We start from the raw sequence: 16,325 nt of genomic DNA, 5'->3' as shown, positions 1-16,325 counted from the left end.
CTAGTCCTCCAGCACCCAGGTGTCCTTGGTGCCGCCGCCCTGCGACGAGTTCACCACCAGACTGCCCTTTTTCAGCGCCACACGGGTCAGCCCGCCGGGGGTGATGTCGACCCCCTGAGGCGATACCAGCACGAAGGGGCGCAGATCGACATGGCGTGGCGCCAACCCCGCCTTGGTAAAGATCGGGACGGTCGACAGCGACAAGGTCGGCTGGGCGATATAGTTGCCCGGATTGGCGATCAGCTTCTTGCGGAACTCGTTCACCTCGCGCTTGGAGGCAGTAGGACCGATCAGCATTCCATAACCACCCGACCCATGTACTTCCTTGACCACCAGCTCGGTCAGGTTGTCCAGCACATAGGCCAGGCTGTCGGGCTCGTTGCAGCGCCAGGTCGGCACGTTCTTCAACAGTGCCTTTTCCCCTGTATAGAACTCGACGATATCCGGCATGTAGGAATAGATTGCCTTGTCATCGGCGATCCCTGTCCCCGGAGCATTGGCGATGGTTATGCCGCCAGCGCGGTAAACATCCATGATGCCGGGTATGCCCAAGGCCGAGTCGGGGCGGAAATTGAGAGGGTCGAGGAAATCGTCGTCGACCCGTCGATACAGGACATCAATAGTCTTGTACCCGCGGGTCGTGCGCATCGCCACGCGCCCGTCAATCACCCGCAGGTCGTGCCCCTCGACCAGTTCCACACCCATCTTGTCGGCAAGGAAGCTGTGTTCGTAATAGGCCGAGTTGTAGATGCCCGGCGTCAGCACCGCGACGGTAGGCTTGTCCGAGGCGGAGGCGGGCGCACATGCCGAGAGCGACCGGCGCAGTTGCCGGGGATAGTTCTGTACCGCTTGCACCCGGTTCTGCGAGAACAGCTCGGGAAACATGTGCAGCATGGTTTCCCGGTTCTCCAGCATATAGCTGACGCCCGAGGGGGTGCGCGCGTTATCCTCGAGCACAAAGAACTCGTCCGGGCCCGTCCGCACCAGGTCGATACCGACGATATGGGTGTACACCCCGCCCGGTGGCGAGACCCCGATCATCTGCGGCAAGAATGCTTCGTTGCGCGAAATCATCTCGGCTGGCAGACGGCCCGCCCGCACGATCTCCTGGCGGTGATAGATGTCATGCAAAAAGGCGTTGATCGCGCGGACCCGCTGTTCGATCCCGCGCGCCAGTCGCGACCATTCGCGACCAGATATGATACGCGGGATGATATCGAAGGGGATCAACCGCTCTGCGGCCTCGGCACGTCCATATACGTTAAAGGTGATGCCGGTCAGACGGAACAGCCGTTCAGCCTCTGCCTGTTTCTTGCGCAGGCGACCCGGATCTTCTTGCTCGAACCAACCGTTGAAATCGGAATAGGCCTCGCGCAGCGCGCCGTCCCGTCCCCACATTTCATCAAAAATCGCGTTTTCCATAAAAGCAAGTCTATGCAGGTCAAGGGAAAACACAATCTCCGTTTTGCGGTCAACGGCACCGATATGGGCATCTGCCAAATAACAGTGCAATCTTAACGGCTCAGGGTTCAGAGCCCGAGCACATCGACCATGTCGTATTGGCCGGGGGCCTTTCCCTGACCCCAGAGCGCGGCCTTGAGCGCGCCGCGCGCAAACACTGCTCTGTCAGTGGCCACGTGGCGCAGCACGATCCGCTCGCCCGGGGCGGCGAACAGCACGTCATGTTCGCCCACGATGTCGCCGCCACGAATGGCGTGAAACCCGATATGGCCGCGCTGGCGCGCGCCGGTGATGCCATCGCGGGCACGGTCGGCCACATCTTCCAGACGCACGCCGCGCCCTTCGGCGGCGGCCTCGCCCAGCATCAGCGCGGTCCCCGAGGGCGCATCGATCTTGTGATGGTGATGCGCCTCGATCACCTCGATATCGAAATCCTCGTCCAGCGCGGCGGCCACCTTCTTGGTCAGCTGTACCAGCAGGTTGACGCCAAGGCTCATGTTGCCCGCCCGCACGATCACCGCATGACGCGCCGCCGGTTCCAGCGCCGCGATCTGTTCCGCCGTCATGCCGGTGGTACCGATCACATGCACGCAACGCGCCTGCGCTGCGAGGGCGGCAAATTCCAGCGTCGCGGCAGGTGCGGTAAAATCGATCACCGCCTGCGCCTTGGCAAACGCCTCGAGCGGGTCGTCGGTCACCGCAACGCCCAGCGCCTGACCGCCCATCGCCTCGCCCACATCGCGCCCGATCCAGTCGTGCCCAGGGCGTTCCAGCGCGCCCACCAAACGTACCTTGTCGCTGTCGGTGACGGTCCGTACCAGCATCTGGCCCATGCGTCCCGAGGCGCCGGTGATCACGATACCTGGAATATGGGTCATGGCTTGGTCCTTCTTTTCCTGCGCGTGATGCCTCCTACCGTGTTCGGCACCGCTTGGCAAAGCCTCGCTTTGCGCTTAGATCGAAGCCATGGCAAAGAACAAGTTCCACGATGGCCCCGGCCCGTCGCAGCGTCAGCTGCGTGTCGGCGAAGTAATCCGCCGCACTCTGTCCGAGGTGCTGGCGCGCGGCGACGTGCATGACCCCGACCTGAACCGGATGTCGATCACAGTGGGCGAGGTACGCACCTCTCCCGACCTCAAGATCGCCACCGCCTATGTGCTGCCGCTGGGTGGCAAGGGGCAAGAGGACGTGGTGCAACTGCTGTCCCGCAACAAGGGAGAGCTGCGCCGGGTGATCGGCAAGAAGCTGGGGCTGAAATTCACCCCCGACCTTCGGTTCCGGCTCGACGAGACATTCGACCGGCTCGACGATACAAGGCGGATGTTCGATCAGGACGCGGTGCGCCGCGATCTGGACGAGTGATCCGGGCGGCGGCTGTCCTCGCCCTGTTGACCGGCGCAGGTCAGGCAGCGGCGGTGGATTGCCGCGACCTGACCCATGACGGCAACCTTTATACCGTGTGCGAGGTGGATGCCCGCAACGCGGACCTGCGGTTGTTTCTCAATGACGCGGACGGGACACTGCTGGGTCAGTTTTCGACCGTCGATCAGACCCTGAGAGCCGAAGGGAAGCGGCTGGCCTTCGCCATGAACGCGGGCATGTATCACGACGACCGCTCGCCTGTCGGGCATTATGTCGAGAACGGGGTCGAACAAAAGCGGGTGATCTCAAATGCCGGGCCGGGTAATTTCGGCCTGTTGCCGAACGGGGTGTTCTGCCTGCGTCCGGGCCGGGCGGATGTGATCGAGACACTCGACTATCAGGCCGCGAAACCGGATTGCCGCTTTGCCACCCAATCCGGGCCGATGCTGGTGATCGATGGCGCACTGCACCCGCGATTCCTGCCCGATTCGACCTCGCGCTATATCCGCAACGGGGTTGGCACCAGCGCCGACGGCGCGCGGGCGGTGTTTGCGATCTCGGGAAATTCGGTGACGTTTTACGAATTCGGCACCCTGTTCCGCGATGTACTGAAAACGCCAAACGCGCTCTATTTCGACGGCAATATCTCGCGCCTTTACGCGCCGTCGCTGAACCGTGCCGATCTGGGCTTTTCCATGGGCCCGATCGTTGGCGTCGCGGTCGACGATCGCTGAACCGCACCCGCGCGGCACAAATTGACAGCCCGGCCCGGATCAGATAGGTCGCGCGCCTCAGATCTGGACGAGGGCAGGATGGCACGCAAACGCAAGGGACGCGACATTTCGGGATGGCTGGTGGTGGACAAGCCCGCCGGCATGACCTCGACCGCCGTCGTCAACAAGGTCCGCTGGGCGCTGGGCGCCAACAAGGCCGGTCATGCCGGAACCCTCGACCCCGAGGCCACCGGCGTTCTGGCCATCGCGCTGGGCGAGGCGACCAAGACGGTTCCCTATATCACCGACGCGCTCAAGGCCTATGTCTTTACCGTGCGTCTCGGCCAGGCCACCAATACCGACGATGCCGAGGGCGAGGTGATCGCCTCTAGCGACTTGCGCCCCACGGATGAACAGATCAAGGAAGCGCTGGCACCGTTCCTGGGTGATATCATGCAGGTGCCGCCCAAGTTCTCGGCGGTCAAGATCGATGGCCAACGCGCCTATAAGCTGGCCCGCGACGGCGAGGATGTGGAACTGGCCGCCCGCCCGCTCTGGGTCGAGGAACTGTTGATGGTGGATCGGCCCGACGCCGACCACGTTGTACTGGAGATGACCTGCGGCAAGGGCGGCTATGTCCGCTCGATCGCCCGCGACCTGGGTACCGCGCTGGGCTGTCACGGCCATGTGCGCGAACTGCGCCGCATCTGGTCGGGCCCGTTCGAGGCCGAGGACGGCATCACGATCGAGCAGATCGACGAGATGGCAAAGACGCCCGAACTCGACAGCTATCTGCGCCCGCTAGAGGAGGGTCTGGCCGACCTGCCCGAGCTCAAATGCAGCCCCGAAGGCGCCCAGCGCCTGCGCAACGGCAATCCCGGCATGGTCTATCCCGGTGACGCCGAATATGGCGACGAGGCCTGGGCCTCGTTCGAGGGGCGCGCGGTGGCGGTGGGGGTATACAAGTCCGGCGAGCTGCACCCGTCGCGGGTCTTTGCCTTGTCCGAGTAACCTCCGGGGCGTGACGCAAGGCGCAGCGCGTGCTAGGGCACGCCCATGATCACCCGTACCCATACCAAGGGCGACGCGCCGTCGACCGCCATCTATTCCGACTGCGAGCGCTACCGCTACAGCCTGACCCGTGTCTGGGACCCGGCCGGGCGCAAGGCGCTGTTCGTGATGCTGAACCCCTCGACCGCGACCGAGGTGCAAAACGATCCAACGGTTGAACGCTGCGAGCGGCGGGCGCGCACGCTGGGCTTTGGCGCCTTTCAGGTGACCAATATCTTTGCCTGGCGCGACACCGATCCCCGCAAAATGCGCGCCGCCGCCGATCCGGTCGGGCCAGAGAACGATGCGGCCATCCTGGCGGGCGCCAAATGGGCAGATCAGATCGTCGCCGCCTGGGGCACGCATGGCGCCCATCTGGACCGGGGACCGGCAGTCGAACGCCTGCTGCGCGGCACCGGGCTGCCGCTGTTCCACCTGGGACTGACCAAGGACGGGCATCCCAAGCATCCGCTTTATATCGGCTATGCCCAGCAACCTGCGCTCTGGCCTGAACCCGGCACTCGTTAACCATCCATCCTGAACAGCTTTGACGAACCCCTTGCAATCGTGGGATATTTGCGGACAGGGGCGACGTGTGTCTGGAGTAGTGGGATGTTGATGCTCGCAGGTCTGTTGGGGCTGGCCGCTGTTGGCGGTGTCGTTCTCATGACGGGAGGGGACGAAGACGATGAGGAGCTGCTGTCGGCAGAGGACCAGCAGGATAGCGATAGCACCGAAACGCTGAGCATGGTTTCCGGCGGTGTGCTGCCTGAACCTCTTTTGATGGCAGACGCCATCGTCGGCGGTAACGGGCAGGTCCAGTCCGGTGGTGACCAGGGCGATATTCTGACCGGCGAGGACGGGGACGATCAGATCAACGGGTATGATCTGGACGACACCATAGCCGGGGCCGATGGAAACGACACGCTGCATGGCGCCGGCGGGAATGACGAGATCCGCGGCGAAGGCGGGTTCGACCTGTTGCATGGCGAAGATGGTGACGACAGCCTGGATGGCGGCGCAGGCAATGACAACCTGTTCGGCCATTTCGGAGACGACAAGATGCAAGGCGGCAGTGGCGACGACACGCTTTATGGCGGTCAGGATGACGACCTTCTGGATGGTGGCGACGACAACGACGCTTTGCATGGCGGATATGGCGACGACACCCTGTCCGGCGACGCGGGTCGGGACAGCTTGTTCGGCGGTTTCGGCAATGATCTGATCCTCGGGGTCGAAAGTGGAGCCAATGCTATGCTTCCGCACACCGAACAGGAGGTCGACTATCTCAATGGCGGACAAGGTGACGACACAATTTGGGCCGGTGCTGGCGACATCGTCACCGGTGGCGACGGAGAGGACGATATCCTCTTGAGTGATTGGCCGTCGGGCGGAGAGGCGGTCGAGGTCATGGACTTTGATCCAGCGGAAGACCGTTTGATGGTAATCTGGGATGGCCCGGAAGGGCAGAGCCCCGACATTGAGATCAGCAAAGACGCCGAGAACCCTGAAATCAGCCGAGTCATGGTGGATGGACACGAGGTTGCGCTGCTGCGTGGTGGCGAGCCGAGCGATATTAATGATATCGTACTGGTCCGTCCGGGCGACCTGCCCCTGGCCGGAACTGCGGCCTGAGCTGCGCCCGCAGAAAGCCTTTGCCCTCTCGTTCTTTTCCGCGTATACGCGCGCATCCGCAGCGGAATCGCTCTGATGCGGAAACTCTCCATGGGCCTGTGCTGGACGACATCCCGGCCTGCGCCATTCACTCTAACCTGACAAGGAGACCCCGATGTCGATCACTGCCGAAGAAAAAGCACGCGTGATGAAGGAATATGGCACCAAGGACGGCGACACCGGTTCGCCCGAAGTCCAGGTCGCCATCCTCAGCTCGCGCATCGCGACCCTGACCGAGCATTTCAAAACCCACAAGAAAGACAACCACGGCCGCCGTGGTCTGCTCAAGCTTGTGGCCCAGCGCCGCAAGCTGCTGGACTATCTAAAGGGCAAGGACGAAGCTCGCTATCAGTCGCTGATCGAGCGTCTGGGCCTGCGCCGCTAATCGGGTCCGAGATCGGATTTGGGAAAGCGCCCGCCTCTGGCGGGCGTTTTTCATTTGGCCGCTTGCCCCTGTCAGGCCCCGTAACGCGCCAGAAATGTATCGACGGCAGCCAAGGCCACATCATCAATCTCAGACTTGGTAAACCGCGTTTGGATGCCGAATACCGCACGCGTCCACAGGCGCGTCTTGCAAAGCTCCGAAAACTGTTCTGCGGCCATCGGAATGTCATCGATTTCCAATTCGCCCTTCGCTACCGCCTTTTCCAGATATTCGCAGATCTGGCGCTGGCCGTTCTCAGGCCCCGCTGCATAGAAGGCACGCGCCAGTTCGGGGAAGCGTTCTCGCTCGGCCAGGCAGATACGAAATACCTGCTGAGCGAAATCCGAAATCAGGAACGCCACCAGTTGCGTCGCGGTGATGGTCAGCACCTCGCGCGCGGGCCGGGTTTCATCGATCATTGACAGGATACGTTCGGCCATCAGCTGGCATTCATTCTGTGCCACTTCGACGAACAACAGGCGCTTGTCGGGAAAATAGCTGTAAAGAGTCGCCTTGGACACACCGGCCGCCCGCGCGATGTCATCGACATTGGCGCCTTCAAACCCATCGTTCATGAACACGTCGCGCGCGCCCCTGAGCACTTGGCCGAATTTGCGTCCTGTGCGCAGAATGGTCGAAGCCTGGGTCATTCCGTCTCCGCTGATGTTCGGTTTGTTAACCTATTTTGCGGCGGCTGTAGTTTCAACGATTCGGACGAAACCGGTTGCAAGCAAGGGCGCGCACGCTATCTTGGAATCATTCTAATTTGAGGTCGAGCATGCGGTTTCTATCCTATCGCAAACACTTTCGCGATCTGTCAGAACAAGAGGTGATCGCCTTGGCGATCTCCTCCGAAGAGGACGATGCGCGCATTTACCGCTCTTACGCCGAGATGCTGCGCGCCGATTTCCCCGCCACGGCCAAACTGTTCGACGGCATGGCCGCCGAAGAGGATCAACACCGGGCCCAACTGATCGCCCTGCATGAACGGCGCTTTGGCGCGGTGATCCCGCTGATCCGGCGCGAGCATGTCGCTGGGTATTATGCGCGCAGGCCTGTCTGGCTGGTCGAAAACCTCGGGATCGAACGAATTCGCACCGAGGCAACTGCAATGGAGCGCGATGCCGAGCGATTTTATCTGGCCGCCGCCGCCCGCTCGACCGATGCCGCCACCCGCAAGTTGCTGGGAGATCTGGCCGCCGCAGAGGCGGGGCATCAGGCCACCGCGTCCGATCTTGAATCGACCCATCTGGACGACGAGACCCGCGCGACAGAGGAAGCAACCGCGCATCGCCAGTTCATCCTGACCTGGGTACAGCCGGGACTGGCCGGGCTGATGGACGGGTCGGTGTCGACACTGGCACCGATCTTTGCCACCGCATTCGCCACTCAGGACACCTGGACCACCTTTCTGGTCGGTGTCGCTGCCTCGGTCGGGGCCGGCATCTCGATGGGCTTTACCGAGGCCGCCTCGGACGATGGCGAATTGTCGGGCCGGGGCTCTCCGGTCAAGCGCGGCTTTGCCTCGGGCATCATGACGACGCTGGGTGGGTTGGGCCATGCCTTGCCCTATCTGATCCCCGATTTCTGGACCGCGACCAGCATCGCGATCTTCATCGTGTTTTTCGAGCTTTGGGCCATTGCCTGGATCCAGAACAAATATATGGAAACGCCGTTCTTCCGCGCCGCATTCCAGGTTGTGGTGGGCGGCGCGCTGGTGTTGGCCGCCGGAGTGCTGATCGGAAGCGGCTAGCGGCCTTGTCATCCGGTCAAATCATGTTACCAATTTCGAATGGTCGAGATCTTTCTGCGCACATTGCCATTTTTCGTGATCATCGGCCTGGGATTCTGGGCCGGTCGCACACGGTTCTTCACGCCCGAGGCGACCGCCTATCTGACCAAGTTCGTGTTCTTCTTTGCCTTGTCGGCGATGCTGTTCCGGTTTGCCGCCACCCTGCCCTTTGCCGAAATCTTCAACGGGCAATTGGTGATGGGCTATCTCTGGGGCACCGCCGGGGTCTATGGCATCGCCTCGCTGGTCGCATTCCTGCGCAAGCTCGACGTGCCGACCGCAGCGGTCGAGGCGCAATGCGCCGCCATCGGCAATGTCGGCTTTTTGGGCCTGCCAATGCTGGCGATGCTGTTTGGCGAGGCGGCGATCGGCCCGGTGATGCTGGTCCTGTCGGTCGATCTGATCGTGTTTTCCTCGCTCATCGTGATCCTGATCAATGGCGGGCGTGACGGGCGGCTGAGCCTTGGGACGCTGCGCCTGATCGGTCTGGGGCTGCTCAAGAACCCGATGATCGTCAGCATCACCGCCGGGCTGATCTGGTCATCGCTGCGCCTGCCGATCCCCGGACCGCTGAACGATTTTCTGACCATTCTCGGTGGGGCGGCGACCCCCGGCGCGCTGTTCGCCATCGGCGCCTCGCTGGCTGGACGCTCGGCCGAACGGGTACAGATCGCCGCCTGGCTGAGCCTGTGCAAGCTGATCATCCACCCGGTTCTGGTGGCGCTGGCGGTCTTGTGGGTGTTCCCGGTCGATGCGTTCTCGGCCTCGGTCGCGATTGCCGCGGCGGCCCTGCCGGTGGCGGGCAATGTCTATATGCTGGCAGCCCATTACGGGGTGGCGCCACAGCGCGCTTCGGCGGCGATCCTGCTCTCAACCGCCGTCTCGATCCTGACCGTACCCGCCTTTATCGCCTGGGTCAGTGCCGTCTGATCCGAAGCGATTGCATCGCGGATGGTGATGTTATATGCGACATTTTGAATGCATTAGGAGATCTCTATGTTTCCCGCCCGGTTCGCTCCCCTGCTCTCTGCCGCGATCATGTCCGGCCTGATGTCTTGTATCGTGACATGCGTGGCCACCGTCCGAGCTGTCGGAGTGGCTCCGGGCATGGCCGCCAAATGGATGAGCGCCTGGATGCTGGCCTGGCCCATCGCGCTGGTGGTGCTGCTGTTCGTGGCGCCGTTGACCCGTCGTCTGGTCGCCGCCCTGGTGCGCAGCGAAACCTGAACCCGGCCAGGTCAGGTTGACGGGGCGCCACGCGAACCGCGAACATCGGACGCTAATGTGCCTCGGCCCAGTTGGCGCCCCGGCCCGCATCCACCACCAGCCGCACATCCAGTCGCACCGCCGGATCGGCGGCGCCCTCCATTATATCGCGAGCTGCGGCGATAGTGTCTTCGACAGCGTCCTCTGCCACTTCGAACAGAAGTTCGTCATGCACCTGAAGCAGCATTTTTGCCGGCAGGTCGCGAATGGCATCCGGCATCCGCACCATGGCGCGGCGGATCACATCCGCCGCCGTACCCTGGATCGGCGCATTGATCGCCGCGCGGCGGGCAAAGCCTGCATGTGGCCCCTTGGCGTTGATCTCGGGTGTATGGATGCGCCGGCCGAACAGGGTCTGTACATAGCCATGCTCCTTGGCAAAGGCGATGGTGTCGTCCATGTAGGTCCGGATGCCGGGGAAACGCTCGAAATAGCGGTCGATGAATTCCTGCGCCTCGGCGCGCGGAATCCGCAGGTTGCGGGCCAGACCGAAGCCCGAGATGCCGTAGATCACGCCAAAGTTGATCGCCTTGGCGCGACGGCGAATCTCGGGCGTCATTTCCGCAAGCGGCACGTCGAACATCTCGGACGCGGTCATCGCGTGGATGTCGAGCCCGTCGGCAAACGCCTGTTTCAACGCCGGGATATCGGCGATATGGGCCAGGATGCGCAGCTCGATCTGGGAGTAGTCGAGGCTCAGCAGAACATTGCCCGGCTCGGCCACGAAAGCCTCGCGGATGCGGCGGCCTTCTTCGGTGCGCACGGGAATGTTTTGCAGGTTCGGGTCGGTCGAGGCCAGCCGCCCGGTATTGGCGCCAGTGATCGAATAAGAGGTATGGACCCGCCCGGTATCGGGGTTGATATGGGTCTGGAGCGCGTCGGTATAGGTCGATTTCAGCTTGCTCAGCTGCCGCCAGTCAAGGATCCGCGCGGGCAGTTCGTGTTCGGTCGCCAGATCCTCGAGCACATCCGCCGGGGTCGAATACTTGCCGGTCTTGCCCTTCTTGCCGCCCTCAAGCGACATCTTGTCGAACAGGATCTCGCCCACTTGAGCAGGCGACCCAACGTTGAATGTCTCACCGGCCAGTTCGTGAATCTCGGCCTCGAGCCCCGCCATCTTTTGCGCGAAGGCGTTCGACATCCGGCTCAACACCTCGCGGTCGACCTTGACGCCATGCATCTCCATCTCGGCCAGCACAGGCACCAGCGGGCGTTCCAGTGTTTCATAGACGGTGGTGACCTGCGCGCGGTGTAGTTGCGGTTTGAACAGCTGCCAGAGCCGCAGTGTGATGTCGGCATCCTCGGCGGCATAGGCGGTCGCCTCGTCGATCGGCACCTTGTCAAAGGTGATCGCCGATTTGCCCGAACCCAAGAGCGGCTTGATCGGGATCGGTGTATGGCTGAGATACCGCTCGCTGAGCGTGTCCATCCCATGCCCGTGCAAACCACCATGCATCGCATAGGACAGCAACATGGTGTCGTCGATTGGCGACACCGCAACGCCGTAGCGGGCAAAGATCTTGGCATCATATTTCATGTTCTGCCCGATCTTGAGGATCGCGGGATCCTCGAGCACCGGTTTCAGCAGATCGAGCGCCTCTTGCAGCGGCATCTGCCCCTCGGCCAGCTTGTCCGAGCCAAAGAGATCACCCGCGTCACCGTCGCGATGGGTCAGCGGAATGTAGCAGGCGGCGCCCGGTTCCACCGCCAGCGAGATACCGACCAGATCGGCGGTCATCTCGTTGAGGCCGGTGGTCTCGGTATCGACCGCGACCCAGCCGCGTTCGCGGGCCTGGGCGATCCATTTTTCCAGTGCCGCCGCATCGCGCACGCATTCGTATTTGGACGCATCGAATGGCGGCTGCTCGGGCTGGGGCGCCTCTTCGGCCTCTGGCGAGGCCTTCTCGGCGATCACCGGAGCCTCGGCCCCCAGCTTGTCGGCGATCCGCTTGGTCAGGGTGCGGAATTCCATCTCGGCCAGGAAGCCCAGAAGCGTATCTGGATCCGGGTCGCGCAGTTCCAGATCGTCCAGCGTGAAGTCGAGCGGCGTGTTCGCATCGAGCGCGACCAGGCGTTTCGAAAGCTCGATCTGGGCGCGCATGTCGATCAGGGTCTGGCGGCGCTTGGGCTGCTTGATCTCTTCGGCGCGGTCCAGCAGTTCCTCGAGCGAGCCGAATTCGTTGATCAGGAGTGCTGCGGTCTTGACGCCGATGCCGGGGGCGCCGGGCACGTTGTCGACGCTGTCGCCCGCCAGCGCCTGCACATCGACAACGCGGTCAGGGAAGACGCCGAATTTCTCGAACACGCCATCGCGGTCGATGCGCTTGTTCTTCATGGCGTCGAACATCTCGACCCCGTCACCCACCAGTTGCATCAGATCCTTGTCGGAACTGACGATGGTCACCCGCCCGCCCGCGTCGCGCGCCTGATGCGCCAGGGTGGCGATGATGTCGTCAGCCTCATATCCCTCCAGCTCCTTGCAGGGGATGTTGAACGCCTCGGTCGCCTGCCGGGTCAGCGGAATCTGTGGACGCAGGTCCTCGGGCATCGCCTCGCGGTTGGCCTTGTAAAGGTCGTAGAGGTCGTTGCGGAAGGTGTGACTGCCCTTGTCGAAGATCACCGCCAGATGGGTCGGCGCATCAGGGCCGTGATCACCATCGACATAGCGTTGCAGCATGTTGCAGAAGCCGGACACCGCCCCGATCGGCAGCCCGTCGGATTTGCGCGTCAGCGGCGGCAGCGCGTGATAGGCGCGAAAGATAAAGGCCGATCCGTCGATCAGATGCAGATGGCAGCCTTTCCCGAAATTGCTCATGCGCGCTCTCCCTGTCGGTCAGGGATGGTTCTGCCACAGGGTCAGCCGGGTGACCAGTCAGGAACATGCCTTAGCCACCAAACAGACCGCTGAACACATCCGAGAAACTGTTCAGCAGCGCCATGATGACCAACGCGCCGAGGAGGGCGAAAAAGGCTACGGTAACAAACTGGAACAGGATCGCGCCCGTTCCGATGACCACTCCGGCAATGGCCGGACGTCGTTTTTCATGACGAAGGATGCCAATCACCGAGACAACAATTGCCAAACCGCCCAACATGGCGACACCGATACGCAAGTAGTCATCCAGGTCGCGGGTGGGGGCGACCGGTTCGGGTTGCTCCATGCCTGCGGCGGCCCTCAAAGTCGATTTTCCGATCTCGGCAGCCAGCTCGCCCAGCGAAACGCCGGTGGATTGTTGCGGTGCAAACGGCCCGGCCCAGAACACGAAAAGCGCCGCGAACAAGGCCAGTGCTGCAAGGAAGAATCCGGTCCAACCAAAAACCGGGTTGCCCGTATCAGCAGCGGTCATGTCTGTCATGTCACTTACCCACGATGGTCACACCAAAGCGGCTAAGTGAAAATCGGGGCGAGATTTGGGCGGAACCCGGTTGGGCAGGCAATCAGCCTTGCTCTGTGCCCTTCAGAACATATTTGCAATCGCAATAGGGGCATTCGACCCAGCCGCTATCCTCGGGGATCTGCAACCAGACGCGCGGGTGTCCCAAAGCGCCTTCGCCCCCGTCACAGGCAACGCGGCTTTTTTCAACGATCTTGGTTTCCGGCGCTTGGATGGTCATCGCGGGGGCCTTTCTTCAGGTTGTCGGCACTGCGGACATGGATTAGGTCCGTTTATGAGCGACAAGGCGAGCAGGAGCAAGAGCCGCGCATGACCGAAGACGCAATCCGGATCGAGGGTCTGACCAAGACCTATCGCGGCAGTCACGGACAGCCGGAAAAGCAGGCTCTGAAAGGGATCGACCTGAGCGTGCCGCGCGGCTCTGTCTTTGGCCTGCTGGGCCCGAATGGGGCGGGGAAATCCACGTTGATCAACATCCTTGCCGGGCTGGTCACCAAGACCTCTGGCAGGGTCACGATCTGGGGGTTTGACCAGGATCAGAACCCGCGCCAGTCGCGTGCCGCCATCGGGGTGATGCCGCAAGAGCTGAACCTCGACCCGTTCTTCACCCCGCGTGCCGCGCTGGAAGTTCAGGCCGGTCTATACGGTGTGCCCAAATCACGGCGCTGGAGCGACGAAATCCTCGCCATGATCGGCCTCAGCGACAAGGCCGAGGCCTATGCCCGTACCCTGTCGGGCGGCATGCGGCGGCGGCTGTTGCTGGGCAAGGCGCTGGTGCACCGACCCCAGGTTCTGGTGCTGGACGAACCCACCGCCGGCGTCGATATCGAGCTGCGCCAGATGCTCTGGACCAATGTGCGCAAGCTGAACGCCGAAGGCATGACCATCATTCTGACCACCCATTACCTGGAAGAGGCGCAGGAGATGTGTGATCAGATCGCCATCATCAATCAGGGTCAGGTGGTGGCACGGGACAGCACCGCCAACCTGCTCGGCCGCCTCGACGCGCGCACGATGGTGATCTTGCCCGAAGGGCCCATCACCGATCTGCCGCAAGGCCCGGGGATCGAGGCCGAGGCGCGCGACGACGGCACTCTGGCATTGCGCTATCACAGCCAGAGCACCAGCGCAGAATCTGTGCTGGAAGCAGTCCGTTCCGCTGGCATCCGCATCCGCGACGTGCGCACCGAACAGGCCGATCTCGAGGATGTATTTCTGGCGCTTACCTCGGCGGGGTGACAGGCACCGCAGCTCCAGTCGCCCTTTCAAAGGCCGCGTCATAGTCACTGCGTAGCGTACCCATCACCCGGTCCCAGAACAGGAAATACAGACCGTAATTACCAGTGAACCGCCCGTGATGCTGGTTATGCGCGACCGAGGTGTTGATCCAGCGGCCCAACCAATGCTTGTGAAACCCGCGCGGATAGAGCTCGAACCCAAGATGGCCATAGACATTATAGGCGATCTGGAAGATGAAGAAATACATCACCGCCGCCCAGTGCACCGGCAGGGTAAAGGCGATGATCGGCAGTATGCCCACCTCCAGAACCGCCTCGATCGGGTGAAAGGCATAGGCCGTCCAGGGCGAGGGGTTGGTAGAGCGATGATGTACCAGATGCACGTGTCGGTACAACGCCCGCGTATGCATCAGCCTATGTATCCAATAGAAATAGGTGTCGTGCAGCGCCAGCATCCAGACAAAAGTGAAGGCCAGATACCCCCATCCCCGGCTGCCCATCGACCCGCCATAGATATTGGTGTGATTGAGAAATATGAAAAAGATCAGCGACGAGATCACCGCAAAGATACCGACCGAGATCAGGGAAAACACTAAGTCCCGACCATAGTCAGTCAGCTGGGGCCAGCGCTTTTGAATCTTGCGCGACCACATCACCCGTCTCAGCAGCAGATAGAACAGGGCAAAGGCCCCGGCTGCAAAGAACAGGTAGCGCTGCACGATGCGCAGCGATTCCTCGACCACAAAACGTATCAGATCTGCGTCCAAGCGCGCCTCTTGCTATCCCTTGAGGTCAGTCTACAGAGGCGCGCGCGGTTGTCACCCGGATCAGGCCCGGTCGACGCGCGCCTGATAACAGTTGTTGCGAGCCGAGCGCACATGCGCATAGGCGACATCGGACCGTTTGAGCATGGTCTCGGCAGCCACGAGTAACTCTCTGGCGGGAACCATTTGCCCGGTGCCATAGACGATGCGGTCGTCGCGCGCATAGCCCTTGATCAGATAGTGGGACGAACTGGTCAGCACCACGGGCAGCGGGCTATCCTCGGGATGACGGGCGCAGAGGTCGGCGCAGACAAAGATCGGCCCGGTCTCGGCATAGGGGTGCAGCCCCTCGAAGGGCCGATGCGCCAGGATCAGCATTGGCGCCCCCTGCGGAATGTAGCGCAGGCAATGGCGGCACGGGTTGCCACCGCCATCCGACACCGCGCGCTCGGGCGGATTGCCATAGGCATCGGGCGCGCCTCTTTGCCATGCGCGAACGGTGCCGGTGTCAAGTGCGGTGATATGGATCATGCGGCCCTCCTGTCGAGTTATGCCGCGTCTTATCGCCCTGTCGGGCGGGCACTGGCGACCCGGTTCCTGCGGGTTCAGCCGCAGGTCAGCCGGATCACGACTCCCGCCTTGTCAGCAAAGACATTCAGGCGGTTGGGCCGGTAGTCCTGTGTTACAGGGGAATCAGGGTCAATCACCCGCGCGCCTACGGGCAGAAGGTACGCTACATCCGCAACCGGTTGGCCCACGATCTCTCCCAGATCATCCCCCTTGCAGAAACTCAGATCGACCGGTGCGGGATCGGATACAGGTACCTCCTCGATGGGGCCGGTACAGGCGGTAAGCAGAACAAGGATCGGGGTAAATCGGTGCATTGGCGTTCCCTTTTTGACAAATGTCGGTTCCGTGTGGTCAGGTGCGGGCGAAACCTGACACGAAACCGGTATCCAAGAAACCCGGCCTTTGCGGTCGGGGCAAATATGACCGGGACAAGGAGAGACGAGATGCGGACACGCGCGGCGGTAGCGGTTGAGGCGGGCAAGCCTCTGGAAGTGATGGAGGTGAACCTCGAAGGGCCGAAGGCGGGCGAGGTTCTGGTCGAGATCAAGGCCACCGGCATCTGTCATACCGACGAATTCACCCTCTCGGGCGCCGATCCCGAGGGGCTGTTCCCGGC

The 16,325-nt window shown here is 62.3% G+C and carries 19 protein-coding genes and 1 pseudogene; 11 read left to right on the top strand and 9 right to left on the bottom strand.

The window, feature by feature from the left end; all coding sequences use genetic code 11:
• Together MB818_RS19305 and dapB are read right to left on the bottom strand one after the other, a co-directional pair.
• Entirely contained in the window at nucleotides 1-1,422 is a 1,422-nt protein-coding gene (locus tag MB818_RS19305) for a circularly permuted type 2 ATP-grasp protein (protein WP_234139088.1), read from the bottom strand.
• A gap of 107 nt (nucleotides 1,423-1,529) precedes the next feature.
• Complete coding sequence (dapB, locus tag MB818_RS19300; RefSeq protein ID WP_238906092.1) at nucleotides 1,530-2,339, bottom strand: 4-hydroxy-tetrahydrodipicolinate reductase; 810 nt, start codon at nucleotides 2,337-2,339, stop codon at nucleotides 1,530-1,532.
• 88 nt (nucleotides 2,340-2,427) lie between these two features.
• Here dapB and rbfA point away from each other — a divergent pair, with 88 nt between their 5' ends.
• The 6 genes from rbfA to rpsO all read left to right on the top strand — a co-directional run bounded on the left by rbfA (nucleotide 2,428) and on the right by rpsO (nucleotide 6,645).
• Nucleotides 2,428-2,823 carry a 30S ribosome-binding factor RbfA gene (gene rbfA / locus MB818_RS19295; RefSeq protein ID WP_234139090.1) on the top strand — a complete coding sequence of 132 codons (396 nt, stop codon included), beginning with the start codon at nucleotides 2,428-2,430 and terminating at the stop codon, nucleotides 2,821-2,823.
• Complete coding sequence (locus MB818_RS19290; RefSeq protein ID WP_238906091.1) at nucleotides 2,820-3,557, top strand: phosphodiester glycosidase family protein; 738 nt, start codon at nucleotides 2,820-2,822, stop codon at nucleotides 3,555-3,557. The genes rbfA and MB818_RS19290 overlap by 4 nt, the downstream gene beginning before the upstream one ends.
• Nucleotides 3,558-3,635: 78 nt before the next feature.
• Nucleotides 3,636-4,547: a tRNA pseudouridine(55) synthase TruB gene (truB, locus tag MB818_RS19285; protein ID WP_234139091.1), complete on the top strand. Its 912-nt coding sequence runs from the start codon at nucleotides 3,636-3,638 to the stop codon at nucleotides 4,545-4,547.
• Nucleotides 4,548-4,592: 45 nt separating this feature from the next.
• A complete protein-coding gene (locus MB818_RS19280; RefSeq protein WP_234178085.1) occupies nucleotides 4,593-5,114 on the top strand; it encodes a DUF1643 domain-containing protein in 522 nt (173 codons plus the stop codon).
• Nucleotides 5,115-5,198: 84 nt separating this feature from the next.
• Nucleotides 5,199-6,221 carry a calcium-binding protein gene (locus tag MB818_RS19275; protein WP_234139093.1) on the top strand — a complete coding sequence of 341 codons (1,023 nt, stop codon included), beginning with the start codon at nucleotides 5,199-5,201 and terminating at the stop codon, nucleotides 6,219-6,221.
• Between the two features lie 154 nt (nucleotides 6,222-6,375).
• Nucleotides 6,376-6,645 carry a 30S ribosomal protein S15 gene (gene rpsO, locus MB818_RS19270; RefSeq protein ID WP_234139094.1) on the top strand — a complete coding sequence of 90 codons (270 nt, stop codon included), beginning with the start codon at nucleotides 6,376-6,378 and terminating at the stop codon, nucleotides 6,643-6,645.
• 71 nt (nucleotides 6,646-6,716) lie between these two features.
• On the opposite strand, the gene MB818_RS19265 is transcribed toward rpsO, so the two are convergent.
• Nucleotides 6,717-7,334 carry a TetR/AcrR family transcriptional regulator gene (locus MB818_RS19265; RefSeq protein ID WP_234139095.1) on the bottom strand — a complete coding sequence of 206 codons (618 nt, stop codon included), beginning with the start codon at nucleotides 7,332-7,334 and terminating at the stop codon, nucleotides 6,717-6,719.
• Between the two features lie 128 nt (nucleotides 7,335-7,462).
• On the opposite strand from MB818_RS19265, the gene mbfA reads away from it, so the two are divergent.
• From mbfA to MB818_RS19250, 3 genes are all read left to right on the top strand, one after another.
• A complete protein-coding gene (gene mbfA / locus MB818_RS19260) occupies nucleotides 7,463-8,437 on the top strand; it encodes an iron exporter MbfA (RefSeq protein ID WP_234139096.1) in 975 nt (324 codons plus the stop codon).
• 39 nt (nucleotides 8,438-8,476) lie between these two features.
• Nucleotides 8,477-9,406 (top strand): AEC family transporter, encoded by a 930-nt coding sequence (locus MB818_RS19255; RefSeq protein WP_234221965.1) that lies wholly within the window; start codon nucleotides 8,477-8,479, stop codon nucleotides 9,404-9,406.
• A gap of 66 nt (nucleotides 9,407-9,472) precedes the next feature.
• Nucleotides 9,473-9,703, top strand: a complete 231-nt coding sequence (locus tag MB818_RS19250; protein ID WP_234145787.1) for a DUF2798 domain-containing protein — start codon at nucleotides 9,473-9,475, stop codon at nucleotides 9,701-9,703.
• Between the two features lie 52 nt (nucleotides 9,704-9,755).
• Here the strand turns inward: MB818_RS19250 and polA are convergent, their stop codons facing one another.
• The 3 genes from polA to MB818_RS19235 form a co-directional block, all read right to left on the bottom strand.
• Nucleotides 9,756-12,557 (bottom strand): DNA polymerase I, encoded by a 2,802-nt coding sequence (gene polA / locus MB818_RS19245; RefSeq protein ID WP_234237904.1) that lies wholly within the window; start codon nucleotides 12,555-12,557, stop codon nucleotides 9,756-9,758.
• A 70-nt stretch (nucleotides 12,558-12,627) separates the two neighbouring features.
• Nucleotides 12,628-13,098, bottom strand: coding sequence for a hypothetical protein (locus tag MB818_RS19240; protein WP_234139100.1), 471 nt, complete (start codon nucleotides 13,096-13,098; stop codon nucleotides 12,628-12,630).
• A gap of 82 nt (nucleotides 13,099-13,180) precedes the next feature.
• Nucleotides 13,181-13,357 carry a zinc-finger domain-containing protein gene (locus MB818_RS19235; RefSeq protein WP_234139101.1) on the bottom strand — a complete coding sequence of 59 codons (177 nt, stop codon included), beginning with the start codon at nucleotides 13,355-13,357 and terminating at the stop codon, nucleotides 13,181-13,183.
• Between the two features lie 89 nt (nucleotides 13,358-13,446).
• On the opposite strand from MB818_RS19235, the gene MB818_RS19230 reads away from it, so the two are divergent.
• Entirely contained in the window at nucleotides 13,447-14,376 is a 930-nt protein-coding gene (locus MB818_RS19230) for an ABC transporter ATP-binding protein (RefSeq protein ID WP_238906090.1), read from the top strand.
• Here MB818_RS19230 and MB818_RS19225 read toward each other — a convergent pair.
• From MB818_RS19225 to MB818_RS19215, 3 genes are all read right to left on the bottom strand, one after another.
• Complete coding sequence (locus tag MB818_RS19225) at nucleotides 14,360-15,142, bottom strand: sterol desaturase family protein (protein ID WP_234139103.1); 783 nt, start codon at nucleotides 15,140-15,142, stop codon at nucleotides 14,360-14,362. The genes MB818_RS19230 and MB818_RS19225 overlap by 17 nt on opposite strands.
• 60 nt (nucleotides 15,143-15,202) lie before the next feature.
• Nucleotides 15,203-15,670: a DUF1203 domain-containing protein gene (locus MB818_RS19220; RefSeq protein ID WP_234163844.1), complete on the bottom strand. Its 468-nt coding sequence runs from the start codon at nucleotides 15,668-15,670 to the stop codon at nucleotides 15,203-15,205.
• Nucleotides 15,671-15,744: 74 nt separating this feature from the next.
• Nucleotides 15,745-16,023, bottom strand: coding sequence for an I78 family peptidase inhibitor (locus MB818_RS19215; RefSeq protein WP_234139105.1), 279 nt, complete (start codon nucleotides 16,021-16,023; stop codon nucleotides 15,745-15,747).
• Nucleotides 16,024-16,152: 129 nt separating this feature from the next.
• Between MB818_RS19215 and MB818_RS19210 the strand changes: the two are divergent.
• A pseudogene (locus tag MB818_RS19210) lies at nucleotides 16,153-16,325 on the top strand (S-(hydroxymethyl)glutathione dehydrogenase); the annotation flags it as partial.

Source organism: Ruegeria alba (assembly GCF_022321465.1).
GTDB classification, from domain to species: domain Bacteria; phylum Pseudomonadota; class Alphaproteobacteria; order Rhodobacterales; family Rhodobacteraceae; genus Ruegeria_B; species Ruegeria_B alba.
This window is presented reverse-complemented; position numbering and strand designations above follow the sequence as displayed.